This is a genomic window from Streptomyces sp. NPDC051183, from assembly GCF_040682455.1.
Lineage (GTDB): Bacteria > Actinomycetota > Actinomycetes > Streptomycetales > Streptomycetaceae > Streptomyces.
This window is the reverse complement of sequence record NZ_JBFBBA010000039.1, coordinates 42,742-57,379: the sequence shown is the minus strand read 5'-3', so window position 1 is coordinate 57,379 and position 14,638 is coordinate 42,742. Positions and strand designations below refer to the sequence as shown.

Genomic DNA, 14,638 nt, shown 5'->3' with positions numbered 1-14,638 from the left:
GTCGTCCCTCATGGTTCGGTGGTGCCGGAAACGGCCTCAGGCCCTGATTCTGCCACTCGCTCCAGTTCGTGGCTCAGCTCGTCGAGCTCCGATCCACCCGCCATCTGGCGGGTGAGCTCGTCCAGCGTGATCGAATCGCGGGTGTGGCTGCCCGCCATCGTGCCGCGCTTGAGGAGCACGAAACGGTCCCCGACCAGGTAGGCGTGGTGCGGGTTGTGCGTGATCAGGACCACGCCGAGGCCCGCGTCGCGGGCGGCCGCGACGTACTTGAGGACCACGCCGGACTGCTTGACGCCGAGGGCGGCCGTCGGCTCGTCCAGTACGAGGACCTTCGCGCCGAAGTAGACGGCGCGGGCGATGGCCACGCACTGCCGCTCGCCGCCGGACAGGGTGCCGATGGGCTGGTCCACGTCCCGCAGGTCGATGCCCATGCGCAGGAGTTCGGCGCGGGTGGTCTCGCGCATGAACTCCACGTCGAGGCGGCGGAAGGGACCGCGCCCCCTGGTGGGCTCGGAGCCGAGGAAGAAGTTGCGCCAGACGGGCATGAGCGGGACGACGGCGAGGTCCTGGTACACGGTGGCGATGCCGTGGTCCAGGGCGGCGCGCGGGTTGGCGAGGGCCGTCTCCTCGCCCTCGATCTCGAAGGTGCCGGCGTCGTGCCGGTGCAGCCCCGCGATGATCTTGATGAGGGTGGACTTGCCGGCGCCGTTGTCGCCGAGGACGCAGGTGATCTCGCCGGCCGAGACCTCCAGCGACACGCCCTGGAGGGCGCGGATGTTGCCGTAGTACTTGCTGACCTCGGTCAGCTTCACCAGGGCCGTCACTTGCTCGCCTCCGCCCGCTTGCGGACCCATGCGTTGAGCAGCGTCGCGAGCAGGAGCATCGCGCCGAGGAAGAACTTGAACCAGTCCGGGTTCCACTGGGCGTAGACGATGCCGTTGCTGGTCATGCCGAAGATGAACGCGCCGACCGCCGAGCCGATGGCGGAGCCGTATCCGCCGGTCATCAGGCAGCCGCCGATGACGGCCGCGATGATGTACAGGAACTCGTTGCCGACGCCCTCGCCGGACTGGACCACGTCGAACGAGAAGAGGATGTGCTGGCCGGAGATCCAGGCGCACAGGGCGACGCCCATGTAGAGGCCGATACGGGTCTTCACGACCGGGACGCCGGTCGCGCGGGCCGCGTCCGCGCCGCCGCCCACCGCGAAGATCCAGTTCCCGGCGCGGGTACGGAGCAGGATCCAGGTGGCCACCGCGACCAGGACCAGCCACCACAGGATGGTGACCTTGAGGGTGACCGTGCCGATGTTCCACTGCGAGGCGAAGAGCGCCCGGGCGGAGGAGAAGCCCTCCATGTCGGCGATGGTCTTGGTGGAGACCGAGCCGCTGATCAGCTTGGTGAAGCCCAGGTTCAGGCCGGTCAGCATCAGGAAGGTGCCCAGCGTGATGATGAAGCTGGGCAGCTTGGTACGGGTCAGCATGAACCCGTTGAAGAAGCCGACGGCGAGGGTGACCAGCAGGGACACCAGGACGCCGACCCAGACGTTGGCGGTCATCTGGTAGCTGAACATCGAGCTGAGCAGCGCCGAGGTGGTGACCATGACGCCGGCGGACAGGTCGAACTCGCCGCCGATCATCAGCAGGGCCACCGGGACGGCCATGATCCCGATGGTGGAGGCCGAGTACAGGACGGTGCTCAGGCTGGAGGCGCGCAGGAAGCTGTCGGCTGCGAAGGAGAAGAAGACGAAGACGGCGGCCGCGCCGACGACCGCGCCCAGCTCGGGGCGGCCCAGCAGGCGGCGCACCAGCGAGGCGGGCGCGAGCCGTTCGTCGACGGCGGAGGCGGTGCTCATCGGCTGCCCCGCTTGATGTACTCCTCCAGCTTGGCGGCCTCGGCCGCGGTGACGATCTGCGGTCCGGTGAGCACCGGGCGGCCGCCGCCGAGCACGTCGGCGTTGTAGCGGTAGAGCCAGAGCAGGTCGACCGCCTCGTAGCCCTGGAGGTAGGGCTGCTGGTCGACGGCGAAGCCGAGGGCGCCGGACTTCAGGTCGCGGGCGACCGAGGCGTTGAGGTCGAAGGTGTCGACCTCGGCCTTGCTGCCCGCGGCGTCCTTCGCCTTGACGGCGGTGGGGGCGAAGGGCGCGCCGAGGGTGAGGATCGCGTCGATGGACGGGTCCGCCTGGAGCTTCGCCTGGAGGGAGGCCTGGACGGAGGGCATGTTGGTGCCCTCGACGTACAGGTTCTCCATGGTGCCGCCGAAGGTCTTCTTCGCCCCGGCGCAGCGCTGTTCGTGGCCGACGTTGCCCTGCTCGTGCAGGACGCACACGGCGCGCTTCCTGCCGCGCTTGGTCAGCTCGGTGCCGACCGCCTCGCCGGCGACCTCCTCGTCCTGGCCGATGTGGGTCAGGGCTCCGTACTCGGCGGACTGGGCCGATCCGGAGTTGACCGTGACCACCGGGATGCCGGCCTTGACGGCCTTGGCGATGACGTCCTTGAGGGCCTCGGGCTTGGCGAGGCTGACGATCAGCCCGTCGACCTTCTGGTCGATGGCGTTCTGTACGAACTGCGCCTGCTGCTGCGCCTGGTCGTCGTGGGCGTAGACGAAGTTGATGTTGTCCTTCGCCGCGGCCTCCTTGGCGCCCTTCTGCACGATGTCCCAGAAGGTGTCGCCGTCGCCCGCGTGCGTGACCATCGCGAAGGTCCAGCGCGGTGTGGAGACCGCGGGGCGGCCCGCCGCGGCGGCCTTCGCCCGATCCTCGGCCCGCTTGCCGCCCGTACTGCTGCAGCCCACGAGGGAGGCTCCCAGTACCGCCGCGAGCACGGCGCCCACGACGCGTACCCCTGTCCGAACCCTAGCCACGTCTGCCGCGCCTTCCCTTGTCCTGCCACGCTTGCCGGTCTTGAGAGATCCGGTCTCGAGAAATCGGTGCATTCCGTTTCCAGCCGCCCAGTATCCGTCACAGTGGACCATGCAAGGCCATCGGGGCCATCGCGAACCATCGTGGCCTTCGGGGGACAGAGCCGGGCAGATTGACAGGTCCCCCGGACGGGGCCACGTTGAGTGCATGCGCATCGGGCTCATCGGGACGGGCCGGATCGGGTCCTTCCACGCGGCGGCGCTGGCCCGCCACCCGGAGGCGGGCTCGCTCCTGCTCGCGGACGCCGACCCCGCGCGGGCGGCGCGCCTCGCCGACCGGCTCGGGGCCACCGCCGCGCCCACGGTGGAGCAGGTCTTCACCTGGGGCGTCGACGCGGTGGTGGTGGCCTGCGCGACCGACGGGCACGCGGAGCTGGTCGTACGGGCGGTGCGCGGCGGGCTGCCGGTGTTCTGCGAGAAGCCCGTGGCCCCGGACCTGGCCCGGACCCTGTCGGTGCTGCGCGAGGTGGCGGCCGCGGGCGGGGTGCTCCAGATGGGCTTCATGCGGCGCTTCGACGCCGGCTACCGCACGGCGCGCGAACTGGTCCGTTCGGGTGCCCTGGGGCGGCTGCACACGGTACGGACGATGACCGCGGACCCGGCGCCGCCGAGCGCCGAGTACCTGGCGACCTCCGGCGGACTGTACCGGGACTGCCTGGTGCACGACTTCGACATGGTCCGCTGGGTGACCGGGCACGAGGTGGTGGAGGTGTACGCAGCCGGTTCGGACGCGGGGCCGGTGCGCTTCCGCGAGACGGGCGACATCGACACGGCGGCGGCCGTGCTCACGCTGGACGACGGAACGCTGGTGACGGCGACCGGGACGCGCTGCAACGGGGCCGGCTACGACGTCCGGATGGAGCTGGCCGGGGAGCTGGACCAGGTCTCCGCCGGACTGGACGACCGTACGCCGATCGCCTCGACCGAACCGCAGGGCCCGCCCCCGGCGAGCAAGCCGTGGACGGGGTTCCTGGAGCGGTTCGGCCCGGCGTACGAGGCGGAACTGACGGCCTTCGTCCGGCTGGTCCGCGGCGAGGGCCCCAACCCGTGCGACGGCCGCGAGGCGCTCGCCGCGCTCCGGGTCGCGGAGGCGTGCGAGCTGTCGCGGCGGGAGCGGCGCCGGGTACGCCTGGAGGAGCTGCCGGATCTGCGCGACCCGGGGCTCCCCGACCGGTAAGTGCGCGGGCATGGGGGCCACAGTAGGCCGCCGATCGCCGGACGAGGGCGGTTTTCGACAATCTGTTCAGGCGGCCGCGCGCCGGCCCCAGGCGGTGCCGGCGAGCACCAGGACGACCCCCACGAGTCCGGGGGCGCCGAGCTGCTCCCCGCCGATCGCGATGCCGGCGGCCGCCGCCCACAGGGGTTCGGTGCCCAGCAGCAGGCTGACGCGGGAGGGCGAGGTGCTGCGCACGGCCCACATCTGCACGAAGAAGGCGAAGAGGGTGCAGAAGACGGAGAGGAAGACGAGCCCCGCCCACTCGGCGGCCCCGAAGCCCGCGGCCACCGACCAGGGCGAGGCCCCGGTCCCCGGCAGGGCGGCGAGTACGGCGAAGACCAGGACGGCGCTCGCGAGCTGGACGGTGGTCAGGGAGAGGGAGTCGGCGTCCTGGACGGCCTTGGTCCTGGCCATCAGCAGGACGTGCAGGGTCCGGGCGAGGGCCGCGCCGAGGATGAGCAGGTCGCCGAGGCTGGGGGCGGTGAACCCGGCGCCCTGGGTGAGCAGTACGACTCCGGCCACCGAGACGGCGGCGGCGCCGAGGAAGCCCGCCGAGGGGGCGGTTCGCCGTACGGCGGCCTCGGCCAGCGGGGTGAAGATCATGGTCAGGCTGATGATCAGCCCGGCGTTCGTGGCGGAGGTGTGGACGACCCCGTAGGTCTCCAGCAGGAAGATCCCGCCGAGTACGAGCCCCAGCACGCCCGCGCCGCGCAGCTGGGCGGGGGTCAGGGCGCGCAGCCGGCGGCGGCCGGCGATCACGAGGACGGGCAGCACCAGCGCGAAGCGCAGGACGAGCACGGCCACCACGGTGTGGGCGGCGGTGATGCCCTTGGCGGCGAGGTAGCTGCCGCCCCACACGACGGCCACGGCGAGAACGGGCAGATCGGCGAGCCAGCCCCTGCGGGGAGCGAGCGCGGGGGCGGGGCCTGCGACGGCGGACGAGGTCACCTGGGTCCTCCAACAGCGGGAAGCGGGTGGAGGCGTCGGCGGCTCGCACGGGGTGCGGATCACGCTACCGGAGCATGATCACACCGGTCGAGGGGATTACCGCCCGGGACGATCGGCCGCCACGGGGGATTGGCCGCTCGGGCGGGATTGGCCGCTCGGGGGGATTGGCCGCTCGGGGGGCGGCCGCCCCGGGAGGGATCGGCCGCCCAGGAGGGATCGGCTGCTCGGGAGGGGATCGGCTGCTCGGCGGGGACCGCCCGGTCACTCGAAGGTGCCGAAGGCGGCGCGGCCGGCCGGCCGGTAGGTGTGGACGGCCGTTCCGCTCGCCGTGGTGCGGGAGGCGACCAGTTCACAGGCCGTCGGCAGGCCGCCGGTGGGGAACAGCCGCCGCCCGGCCCCCAGGAAGACGGGGAACACCAGCAGGTTCAGCTCGTCGACCAGGTCCCGCGCCAGCAGCCACTGCGCGAGCAGGCCGCTGCCGTGCACCTGGAGCTCGCCGTCGAGCGCGTCCTTGACCCGCACGATCTCGCCTTGCAGCTGCTCCCCGTCGATCACCGTCGTCCCGGCCCACCCGGGCTCCTTCAGCGTGGCCGAGGCCACGTACTTGGGCAGTCCGTTGAGCCTGCTCGCGATCGGGTCGGCCGGGTCGGTGACCTTCGGCCAGTAACCCGCGAAGATCTCGTACGTCCGGCGGCCGAGGAGGAAGGCCCCGGCCCGGTCGAAGACCTCGGTCATGAACTCCCCCATGCCCTCGTCGGCGAACGGCACCAGCCAGCCGCCGTACGCGAACCCGCCGCTGGGGTCCTCGTCGGGCCCGCCGGGGGCCTGCATCACGCCGTCGAGGGTCAGGAAGGTGGTGAGGGTCAGCTTGCCCATGGTTCCGCGCTCCTTGGTCGGTGTGTCCTGTCCACCGGTTCAGACTCCCGGCAGCGCCCGGACTCATCGGTGCGGCGCGCGCGAACCCGCGGGCCGATTCCGGCCGGCGCGCAGAAACCCGTACCGGCGTGCGGCGTTAGCAGGGCGGACCGGCGCGTGCGCCCGCGCGCGCCGCGGTCCCGACGATGCCGGTACGAGTACGAGTACGAGGAGCGAGATGACGGACCCGACGCAGGCCGGACAGGGCCGAGCGAGACTGGCAGGCCGTTGTCGGCGGATCACCGAGGACCCTGCGTTCGGGATGACCGTCTTCGCCGTGATCATGCTCAACGCGGGGCTGATGGGGGCGGAGACGTACCACGGGCTGGCCGAGTCGCACCACCAGGCCCTGCAAGCCCTGGAGGAGTGCTGCCTCACCCTGTTCACCTTGGAGATGCTGCTCCGCCTGGGCTCCTACGCGGACCGGCCGAAAGCATTCTTCCGGGATCCCTGGAACATCTTCGACCTGCTGATCGTGGCCTCGGCGTTCGTGCCGCTGCTGCGTGAGAACACCACCGTGCTCCGGCTGCTGCGCCTCGCCCGGGTGCTGCGCACCGCCCGCTTCCTCCCGCACCTGCGCATCCTGCTGGTCGCGGTGGGCCGCAGCCTGCCGGGCACCGCCAGTTTCCTGTTCGTCGGCGCGCTGGTGCTGTACGTGTACGCCATGGTCGGCTGGGTCTGCTTCGCGGAGTCCGATCCGCAGCACTTCGGCTCGATCGGGCGGGCCGGGCTCACCCTGTTCCTGCTCACCACCCTGGACGGCCTGACCGACGCCGTCCGCGCCGGGTTGCAGATCTCCCGGCTCAGCATCCTGTACTACGCCTCCTACGCGCTGCTCGCTTCGTTCGTGCTGGTCAACGTCCTGATCGGGGTGGTGCTCAACTCCCTCGACGAGGCGAGGGAGATGGAGGCGGAGGAGGCGCGGGCGCGCAAGCGGGCACAGGATCCCGGCGGTCCCGCCGAGGAGGTCCGGGACCGGATCGTCGCGGCGCGCCTCGCCCTGGACGCGCTGGAGGCCAGCCTCGACGACGCCCCGTCGGCGGCGGCCGGGGAGCGGCGCCTCGAACCGGCCGGGCACTCCGGGTAGCGGGCGGGCCGCCGGGGGGCGCTCCCGCGACGCGCCGATGGGGCGCACCGGATTCCGGTGCGCCCCATCGGCGGTTCGCAGGCCCGGGGGTGTCGGCCCCCGGGCCGGGCGGAGGGTGGCGTCAGCCGCCCAGCTCCTGGTGACGGGCGGCCAGCGCGGCGGCGCCCGTCTCCGTCAGCGAGCCGTACAGGCGCAGACGGGAGAAACCGCCGTCCGGGAAGATGTCGATCCGGACGTGCGTGCCGACCGCCGGGGCGTCCAGCACGAAGCGGTGGTTGGTGTCGGGCTGCAGGCGGGTGCGCGGCAGGAACTCCGTCCACTCGCCCTCCTCGCCCGTCTTGATGGACAGCGAGGCCCAGCCGGCCGAGTTGCCCTTGAGGTACGCGGTGTCGATCTCGACGGCGCGGATCTCGGACTCGGTGACGAGCTGGTAGCGGATCCAGTCGTTGCCGTTGTCACGGCGGCGGGCGGTCTCCCAGCCGTCGTCCATCTTGCGGGAGCGGCCCGGGTTGATGGTGTTGGTCGGCGGGGAGTAGAAGCGGTTGGAGGCGTCCTCGACGGAGCCGCCGTTCTCCAGCGCCACCACGTCGAAGGAGCCGAGCGCCGCGAGCCACTTCGGGTCGGGCAGGACCTCGCCGTAGACGCGCAGGCGGGCGATGCCGCCGTCGGGGTGCTGATTGACGCGCAGGTGCGTGAAGCGCTGCTCGACGGTGACCTCGAAGCCGTTGGCCGCGTGGCCGCCGACCGGGGTGCGCGGGACCAGCGTCGTCCACTTGACGTCGTCGCCCTGGAGCTCCTCCGGGGTCGGCGCCAGGGCGCCCTCCCAGTTGGTGCCCTCGACGGAGACGGCCTGCGGCATGTTGCCGCGGAAGTGGGCGGTGTCGACGACGATGCCGCGGATCACGCCGGGGGCGCCCAGGCGTACGAGCGCCCAGTCGTGGTCGTCGGCGGTCGGCCAGGGCTGGGTGGCGGAGACGCCACGGCGGCGGCGGGTCTCCCAGCCGTCCATGATCTTGCCCTTGTGGCCGAAGTGCTCGGGGTCGAAGTGTCCGGCCTCGGCGATGAGGAGGTTCTCGCGCTGGGCGAAGAACTCGTCGTTGGCGGCGATGACACCGGCGCCCAGCTCACGGGCGGCGAGGTTCGCGTACTGGGTGAACGGGAAGTCCGCGGTGCGGTAGTCCGCGTACGGGTCGCCGCCTCCGTACGGGTTCGCGTTACCGGTGAAAGAGGGAATCGCCACTGTCAGTTCTGCCTTTCGAGGAGGAGGCCCGTGGGCTCGGTCGGGGTGCCGTGGTCGGCGATCTGCGTTCCGCGCAGCCAGGTGGACTTCACGACGCCGTACAGGGTCTTGCCCGCGTACGCCGTGACCTGGTTGCGGTGGTGCAGTTCCGCGGGATCCACGGTGAAGGTTTCTTCGGGGGCCAGGACGGCGAAGTCGGCATCGCGGCCCGCCTCGATCGCGCCCTTCTGCGCCAGTCCGGCGAGGGCGGCCGGGGCGGCGGACATCCAGCGGACGACCTCTTCGAGGGTGCGCCCGCGCTTCTTCGCCTCGGTCCAGATGGCGGGGAGGCCCAGCTGGAGGGAGGAGATGCCGCCCCAGGCGGTGGCGAAGTCGCCGGTCTTGAGGTCCGCGGTGGAGGGCGAGTGGTCGGAGACGATGCAGTCGATCGTCCCGTCGGCGAGCGCGTCCCACAGGAGGTCCTGGTTGGCGGCCTCGCGGATGGGCGGGCAGCACTTGAACTCGGTGGCGCCGTCCGGGACTTCCTCGGCGGTCAGGGTGAGGAAGTGCGGGCAGGACTCGACGGTGATCCGCACGCCCTCGGCCTTGGCCGCGGCGATCAGGGGCAGCGCGTCGCTGGACGACAGGTGCAGGACGTGCACGCGGGCGCTCAGCCGCTTGGCCTGGTCGATCAGGTTCTGGATCGCGGTGTTCTCGGCGTCCTTGGGGCGGGAGGCGAGGAAGTCCGCGTACTTGGGGCCCGGGTTCTGCGGGGCCGAGTCCAGGTGGTGCGGGTCCTCGGCGTGCACGATCATCAGGCCGCCGAAGCCGGTGATCTCCGCCAGGGAGGCGGCCAGCTGGTCCTGGTCGAGCTCGGGGAACTCCTCGACGCCCGAGGGCGACAGGAAGCACTTGAAGCCGAACACGCCGGCGTCGTGCAGCGGCGCCAGGTCCTTGACGTTGTCGGGCAGCGCGCCGCCCCAGAAGCCGACGTCCACGTGCGCCTTGGTGCGGGCGACCTCCTGCTTGACGCGCAGGTTCTCCGTCGTGGTGGTCGGCGGCAGGGAGTTGAGCGGCATGTCGAGGATCGTGGTGATGCCTCCGGCCGCGGCGGCGCGGGTGGCCGTCCAGAAGCCTTCCCACTCGGTGCGGCCGGGGTCGTTCACGTGGACGTGGGTGTCGACGAGGCCGGGGAGGAGCACGTCGTCCCCGAAGTCCTCCAGCCGGGCTCCGGCCGGCACCTCGGCCTCGTACGGCAGCACGGCCGCGATCTTCCCGCCGGCGACGGCCACCGAGGCGGCGCGCGTCCCCTCGGGGGTGATGACGCGCGTCGAGCGCAGTACCAGTTCCACAGCCAGGTCGGACACCGGAACCTCCCCATCTACTTCCACAGAGCAAAATTCAACGTTCTGTTGACGGAGTCTTCCCGCGGATCCGGGGCCAGTCAAGAGCGCCCGGACGGACCGCCGACGCACCTTCATCGCAATTGGATGTTTCCACAGGATGGAATTAAGATTTCGCTCTACAGAATGTAGCTACCACCACCGGAAGCCGGACGGCCAACTTCCCGAGGCCGTCCGCCGCCGGACAAACCGCCTCTGACCGGCGGAGACGACGGTCCCCGGCTCTAGGGCCGACGCCGACCGACCGGTAGGCTGCTTGCTTGCCTGCCAGCACCGAAAGGACCGCGCCGTGCCGACGTCCAGCGCCAGCACCACCGACGCTTCCGCCAAGCCCACCGCCGCCAGCGGTGGTGTCCAGTCCCTTGAGCGCGCCTTCGATCTGCTCGAACGCATGGCCGACGCCGGGGGCGAAGTCGGCCTCAGCGAGCTCTCCACAGCCAGCGGCCTGCCGCTGCCGACGATCCACCGTCTCATGCGCACCCTCGTGGCATGCGGCTATGTCCGCCAGCAGCCCAACCGACGGTACTCCCTCGGCCCCCGGCTGATCCGCCTCGGCGAGTCCGCGTCGCGGCTGCTGGGCACCTGGGCCCGCCCCTACCTCGCCCGTCTGGTCGAGGAGACCGGCGAGACCGCGAACATGGCGCTGCTCGACGGGGACGAGATCGTCTACGTCGCCCAGGTGCCGTCCAAGCACTCCATGCGCATGTTCACCGAGGTCGGCCGCCGCGTGCTCCCGCACTCCACCGGCGTGGGCAAGGCCCTGCTCGCCTACACCCCCGCCGATGAGGTACGGGCCCTGCTCGCGCGCACCGGGATGCCGGCCGCGACCGAGAAGACCATCACCACGCCCGAGGGCTTCCTGGAGGCCCTGGAGCAGGTGCGCAAGGTCGGCTACGCGGTCGACGACAACGAGCAGGAGATAGGGGTTCGCTGCCTCGCCGTGTCGGTGCCGAACTCGCCGACCGCCGCCGCGATCTCCATCTCGGGCCCGGCGGGCCGGGTCACCGAGGCGCTGACCGACTCCATCGTGCCGATCCTCCAGGGCATCGCGGACGAGCTGTCGGTGGCCCTGCAGAGCCAGAACCCCGCGTAGGTCCCGTCCGCGTACGAAGGCCCCGGCCCCTCCCAGTGCGGAGGGGCCGGGGCCTTCGTACGTACGTCCTCAGACCGCCGGGACGGCCCGCGCCGCGGCCTCGGTCAGGCGGCCGTCCGTCATGGTCACCGTCCGGTCCATGCGCTCCAGGTGGGCGTGGTCGTGCGTGACCAGGACCGTGGCGGTGGCGCGGTCCCGGGTGAGGGTGACCAGCAGGTCGAGCACCGCCGCGCCCCGCTCGTGGTCGAGGGCGCTGGTCGGCTCGTCGACCAGCAGCACCCCCGGCTCGTTCATCAGGGCGCGCGCGATGTTGACGCGCTGGCGCTGCCCTCCGGAGAGCTGGTGGGGGCGCTTGTCGGCCTTGTCGGCCAGGCCCACCGCGTCCAGCAGGTCCAGGGCCCGGCGGCGCAGGGCGCGCGGGGGGCGGCCGGAGAGGTGCGCCATCACCAGGAGCTGCTCGGCGGCGGTGAGGGAGGCCAGCAGGTTCGGCTGCTGGAAGACGATGCCGATCTTCTCCCGGCGCAGCGCCGACTTCTCGGCCGCGCCGAGCCGCGCGGTGTCCTCCCCCGCGACGACCACCCGCCCGGAGTCCGGGGTGACCAGGGTGGACGCGACCGCGAGCAGGCTGGACTTGCCGGACCCGGAAGGGCCTATCACCGCGGTCAGCGTGCCCGCGGGGACCTCCAGGCACACGGAGTCCAGGGCGGTCAGCCGGCTCTCGCCGTCCGGGTAGGTGAGCGTGACGTCGTGGACGAGCAGGGTCATCGGACGCTCCCGAGGGCGGTCAGGGGGTCTACGGCGGTGATGCGCCGGATGGACAGGGCCGCGCCGAGCGCGCCGAGCGCGATCATGATCGCGGCGGGCACCAGCACGGTGGCGGCGTCGAGCACGAAGGGGACGTCGCCCCCGCTGATCAGGGCTCCGAAGCCGGCCGCGAGCGCGGTACCGGCCCCGGTGCCGATCGCGAGCATGACGACGGCCTGGCCGAGGGCGTCCCCCAGCAGGTAGCCGGTGGAGGCACCGAGTGCCTTCAGGACGGCGATGTCCCCGCTGCGCTGGATCGTCCACACCGTGAAGAAGGCCCCTATGACCAGGGCCGAGATGGCGAAGAGGAAGCCGCGCATCAGCTGGAGCGAGCCGTTCTCGGCCTGGTAGGAGCCTATGGCGCCGAGCGCCTCGTCGACGGTCCGGGCCTCGGTGCCCGCGGCCCCGTCCGCGGCGGCGAGGTCCACCCCGCTGCCGGACACGGCGACCACGGTGGCCAGCGTGTCGATGGAGGTGCCGGGGTTGCCGATGCGCTGCCAGTCGTTGAGGTCCATCCAGACGACCGGGGTGTGGCTGTAGGAGGCGGTGCCGGACACCGCGGCCACGGTCAGTTCGAGGGTGCCCGCCTTGAGCTTGGCGCCCGCGCCGAGGCCGCCGAGCTCCTTGGCGGCCTTCTCGCTGAGGACGACCTGGCCCTGAGTCAGGCCCGCGCCCTGCGGGGCGAGCTTCCCCGCCGGCTCCACGCCGAAGACGGAGACGGCCGCGGTGCGCTCACCCGAGACGGCGTTCGTCGTACGGATGCCGAGCGGTTCCGCGGACTTCACCCCGGGCTGCTGCCGCCAGGCGAGCCAGGCCTTCTCGGGCACCTGCGAGTTGGTGAAGGACACCTCCTGGTCCCCGGTGGGTGCGGCGAAGGCGAGGTGGGTGGCGGGCAGGCCGGTGATGGCCGAGATGTTCTCCCGGGCCAGGCCGGAGGTGAGCCCGGACAGCAGGCCGACCAGCAGCGTGATCAGCAGTACGACCGAGCCCATGAGGGCGAAGCGGCCTTTGGCGAACCGTAGATCTCTCCATGCGACGAACATGTCCCCCACCTTGGTCCTCCGCGTGGACGCAAGGCATCGCGCCACGGTAGCGATCCTCGTATCGAAGGACCCATGCGGACATCAAACTTTCGGTTGACCGGGGGCGGCCGGGGCCCACTTACGCTGGTCAGGTCATGACTGCTCCGGATACCCGCCCCACCCGTCCCGCCCGGCCCGGCCGCCCGCTGACCCCCGTCTCGCGCGTCCTGCAGCTGTGCCTGCACGCGCTGCTGTTCGGGCTGCTGGCCCTGGCCGCCGGGCGGGCCGTCGCCGACTCCGCGCCCCGGTCGGGGTGGGTGGTCGCCGCGTGCGCGGTGCTGGCCGCCGTGTACCTCGCCGGGGTGCTGGCCCCGGTGGTGCACCGCTCGCCGCGCGCCGGGGCCGTGTGGCTCACCGGGCTCGGCGCCGCCTGGGGCGGGCTGCTGGTGGTTTCCCCCGACGGGCTGTGGATCGCCTTCCCGCTGTACTTCCTGGAGCTGCACCTGCTGCGGCTGCGCTGGGGCGTCACCGCCGTCGCCGTGACGGCCTGCGCGGCCATCGGCGGCTTCCTCGCGCACAGCAGCGCCGTGACCCCCGGAGCCTTCCTCGGGCCGCTGCTCGGCGGGGCCGTGGCGGTGGCGACCGTACTGGGCTACCAGGCGCTGTACCGGGAGAGCGAGCGGCGGCGCGAGCTGATCGAGGAGCTCATCACCACGCGGGCCGAGCTCGCGGCGGCCGAGCGGGGCGCCGGGATCCTGGCGGAGCGCGAGCGCCTGGCCCGGGAGATCCACGACACCCTGGCCCAGGGCCTGTCCTCGATCCAGCTGCTGCTGCGGGCCGCGGAGCGGGGACTGCCGCCCGAGGCCCCCGCGCTGGAGCACATCGGCCGGGCCCGGGAGGCCGCCCAGGAGAACCTCGCCGAGGCGCGCCGGTTCGTACGGGCCCTCACCCCACCGGACCTGGAGCACGGATCGCTCGCGGCCGCCCTGGAGCGGCTGTGCACGGCGGCACCCGGGCCGCGGGTCCGCTTCTGCCTGAGCGGCACCCCGCGGGTGCTGCCCACCCCGTACGAGGTGGCCCTGCTGCGGATCGCGCAGTCCGCCCTGGCCAATGTGGTGCGGCACGCCCGGGCCGGGCGCGCCGAGATCACCCTGACCTTCATGGAAGCCTCGGTCACCCTGGACATCGTGGACGACGGGACCGGCTTCGACCCCGGCTCGGCGCCGTCCGGCGACGGCGGCGGCTTCGGCCTGCCGGCGATGCGTTCGCGGGCGGAGACGCTGGGCGGGCTGTTCACCGTCGAGTCCGCCCCGGGCCAGGGCACCGCCGTGGCCGTCACCCTTCCGCTGCCCGTGGAGGCCCCCTGATGACGATCCGGCTGCTCCTCGCCGACGACCACCCGGTGGTCCGGGCCGGGCTGCGGGCCGTACTGGACACGGAACCGGACTTCGCGGTGGTCGCCGAGGCCGCCACCGCGGAGCGGGCGGTGGAGCTGGCCGCCTCCGAGCCGGTGGACGTGGTCCTGATGGACCTCCAGTTCGGGTCCGGGATGCACGGCTCCGCGGCCACCCGCCTGATCACCGCCTCGGAGCGGGCGCCGCGGGTGCTGGTCCTGACCACGTACGACACCGACGCGGACATCCTGGCGGCGGTGGAGGCGGGCGCCTCGGGCTACCTGCTCAAGGACGCCCCTCCGGAGGAGCTGGCGGCGGCGGTCCGCACGGCGGCCGCGGGCCAGTCGGCGCTCGCGCCGGCGGTGGCGCTGCGCCTGATGGACCGGATGCGCACGCCCGCGGAGGCGCTGACCAAGCGCGAGCTGGAGGTGCTCCAGCTGGTCGCGGACGGGCTGTCGAACCAGCAGATCTCCAAGGAGCTGTTCCTGAGCCAGGCCACGGTCAAGTCCCACCTGGTCCACATCTACGCCAAGCTCGGCGTCGACTCCCGCACCTCGGCGGTGGCCGCGGCCGCCACCCGCCGCCTGATCCGCACGCCGTAGGGTCCGCGGGCCCGCA

Annotated in this window: 14 protein-coding genes; 5 read left to right on the top strand and 9 right to left on the bottom strand. The window is 72.4% G+C overall.

Annotated features, from left to right (window positions below; all coding sequences use genetic code 11):
* Nucleotides 1-8: 8 nt before the first annotated feature.
* From AB0M99_RS29175 to AB0M99_RS29165, 3 genes are read right to left on the bottom strand one after another with little or no spacing between them, the layout of a single operon-like run.
* A complete protein-coding gene (locus AB0M99_RS29175) occupies nucleotides 9-824 on the bottom strand; it encodes an ATP-binding cassette domain-containing protein (protein WP_365925597.1) in 816 nt (271 codons plus the stop codon).
* On the bottom strand, nucleotides 821-1,855 hold the full coding sequence (locus tag AB0M99_RS29170; RefSeq protein ID WP_365925595.1) for an ABC transporter permease: 1,035 nt from the start codon (nucleotides 1,853-1,855) through the stop codon (nucleotides 821-823). The genes AB0M99_RS29175 and AB0M99_RS29170 overlap by 4 nt, the downstream gene beginning before the upstream one ends.
* Entirely contained in the window at nucleotides 1,852-2,832 is a 981-nt protein-coding gene (locus AB0M99_RS29165) for a sugar ABC transporter substrate-binding protein (protein ID WP_365925593.1), read from the bottom strand. The genes AB0M99_RS29170 and AB0M99_RS29165 overlap by 4 nt, the downstream gene beginning before the upstream one ends.
* A 235-nt stretch (nucleotides 2,833-3,067) precedes the next feature.
* On the opposite strand from AB0M99_RS29165, the gene AB0M99_RS29160 reads away from it, so the two are divergent.
* The gene (locus tag AB0M99_RS29160; protein ID WP_365925591.1) at nucleotides 3,068-4,096 is read left to right on the top strand and encodes a Gfo/Idh/MocA family oxidoreductase; all 1,029 of its coding nucleotides are present in this window, start codon (nucleotides 3,068-3,070) and stop codon (nucleotides 4,094-4,096) included.
* Between the two features lie 66 nt (nucleotides 4,097-4,162).
* Here the strand turns inward: AB0M99_RS29160 and AB0M99_RS29155 are convergent, their stop codons facing one another.
* Nucleotides 4,163-5,083: a DMT family transporter gene (locus AB0M99_RS29155; protein WP_365925589.1), complete on the bottom strand. Its 921-nt coding sequence runs from the start codon at nucleotides 5,081-5,083 to the stop codon at nucleotides 4,163-4,165.
* A gap of 261 nt (nucleotides 5,084-5,344) precedes the next feature.
* Nucleotides 5,345-5,959, bottom strand: a complete 615-nt coding sequence (locus AB0M99_RS29150; protein WP_365925587.1) for a dihydrofolate reductase family protein — start codon at nucleotides 5,957-5,959, stop codon at nucleotides 5,345-5,347.
* Between the two features lie 301 nt (nucleotides 5,960-6,260).
* On the opposite strand from AB0M99_RS29150, the gene AB0M99_RS29145 reads away from it, so the two are divergent.
* Nucleotides 6,261-7,085, top strand: a complete 825-nt coding sequence (locus tag AB0M99_RS29145) for an ion transporter (RefSeq protein WP_365925585.1) — start codon at nucleotides 6,261-6,263, stop codon at nucleotides 7,083-7,085.
* 121 nt (nucleotides 7,086-7,206) lie between these two features.
* On the opposite strand, the gene alc is transcribed toward AB0M99_RS29145, so the two are convergent.
* Together alc and allB are read right to left on the bottom strand one after the other, a co-directional pair.
* Nucleotides 7,207-8,325 (bottom strand): allantoicase, encoded by a 1,119-nt coding sequence (alc, locus tag AB0M99_RS29140; RefSeq protein ID WP_365925583.1) that lies wholly within the window; start codon nucleotides 8,323-8,325, stop codon nucleotides 7,207-7,209.
* Between the two features lie 2 nt (nucleotides 8,326-8,327).
* On the bottom strand, nucleotides 8,328-9,671 hold the full coding sequence (allB, locus tag AB0M99_RS29135; RefSeq protein WP_365925581.1) for an allantoinase AllB: 1,344 nt from the start codon (nucleotides 9,669-9,671) through the stop codon (nucleotides 8,328-8,330).
* A 325-nt stretch (nucleotides 9,672-9,996) separates the two neighbouring features.
* On the opposite strand from allB, the gene AB0M99_RS29130 reads away from it, so the two are divergent.
* Complete coding sequence (locus AB0M99_RS29130; protein WP_365925579.1) at nucleotides 9,997-10,800, top strand: IclR family transcriptional regulator; 804 nt, start codon at nucleotides 9,997-9,999, stop codon at nucleotides 10,798-10,800.
* A gap of 69 nt (nucleotides 10,801-10,869) precedes the next feature.
* Here the strand turns inward: AB0M99_RS29130 and AB0M99_RS29125 are convergent, their stop codons facing one another.
* Nucleotides 10,870-11,565 carry an ABC transporter ATP-binding protein gene (locus tag AB0M99_RS29125; protein WP_365925577.1) on the bottom strand — a complete coding sequence of 232 codons (696 nt, stop codon included), beginning with the start codon at nucleotides 11,563-11,565 and terminating at the stop codon, nucleotides 10,870-10,872.
* Entirely contained in the window at nucleotides 11,562-12,647 is a 1,086-nt protein-coding gene (locus tag AB0M99_RS29120; RefSeq protein ID WP_365925575.1) for an ABC transporter permease, read from the bottom strand. Before AB0M99_RS29120 ends, AB0M99_RS29125 begins: the two co-directional genes overlap by 4 nt.
* A gap of 134 nt (nucleotides 12,648-12,781) precedes the next feature.
* Between AB0M99_RS29120 and AB0M99_RS29115 the strand changes: the two genes are divergently transcribed.
* Together AB0M99_RS29115 and AB0M99_RS29110 are read left to right on the top strand one after the other, a co-directional pair.
* Complete coding sequence (locus AB0M99_RS29115; RefSeq protein WP_365925573.1) at nucleotides 12,782-13,993, top strand: sensor histidine kinase; 1,212 nt, start codon at nucleotides 12,782-12,784, stop codon at nucleotides 13,991-13,993.
* Nucleotides 13,993-14,622, top strand: a complete 630-nt coding sequence (locus AB0M99_RS29110; RefSeq protein WP_365925572.1) for a response regulator transcription factor — start codon at nucleotides 13,993-13,995, stop codon at nucleotides 14,620-14,622. The genes AB0M99_RS29115 and AB0M99_RS29110 overlap by 1 nt, the downstream gene beginning before the upstream one ends.
* Nucleotides 14,623-14,638: the final 16 nt, after the last annotated feature.

Coding starts and splice junctions, on each gene's coding strand:
- AB0M99_RS29145 (WP_365925585.1), top strand. CDS start 6,261: ATGACCGTCTTCGCCGTGATCATGCTCAACGCGGGGCTGATGGGGGCG.
- AB0M99_RS29150 (WP_365925587.1), bottom strand. CDS start 5,959: ATGGGCAAGCTGACCCTCACCACCTTCCTGACCCTCGACGGCGTGATG.
- AB0M99_RS29115 (WP_365925573.1), top strand. CDS start 12,782: ATGACTGCTCCGGATACCCGCCCCACCCGTCCCGCCCGGCCCGGCCGC.
- AB0M99_RS29160 (WP_365925591.1), top strand. CDS start 3,068: ATGCGCATCGGGCTCATCGGGACGGGCCGGATCGGGTCCTTCCACGCG.
- AB0M99_RS29110 (WP_365925572.1), top strand. CDS start 13,993: ATGACGATCCGGCTGCTCCTCGCCGACGACCACCCGGTGGTCCGGGCC.
- AB0M99_RS29170 (WP_365925595.1), bottom strand. CDS start 1,855: ATGAGCACCGCCTCCGCCGTCGACGAACGGCTCGCGCCCGCCTCGCTG.
- AB0M99_RS29125 (WP_365925577.1), bottom strand. CDS start 11,565: ATGACCCTGCTCGTCCACGACGTCACGCTCACCTACCCGGACGGCGAG.
- AB0M99_RS29120 (WP_365925575.1), bottom strand. CDS start 12,647: ATGTTCGTCGCATGGAGAGATCTACGGTTCGCCAAAGGCCGCTTCGCC.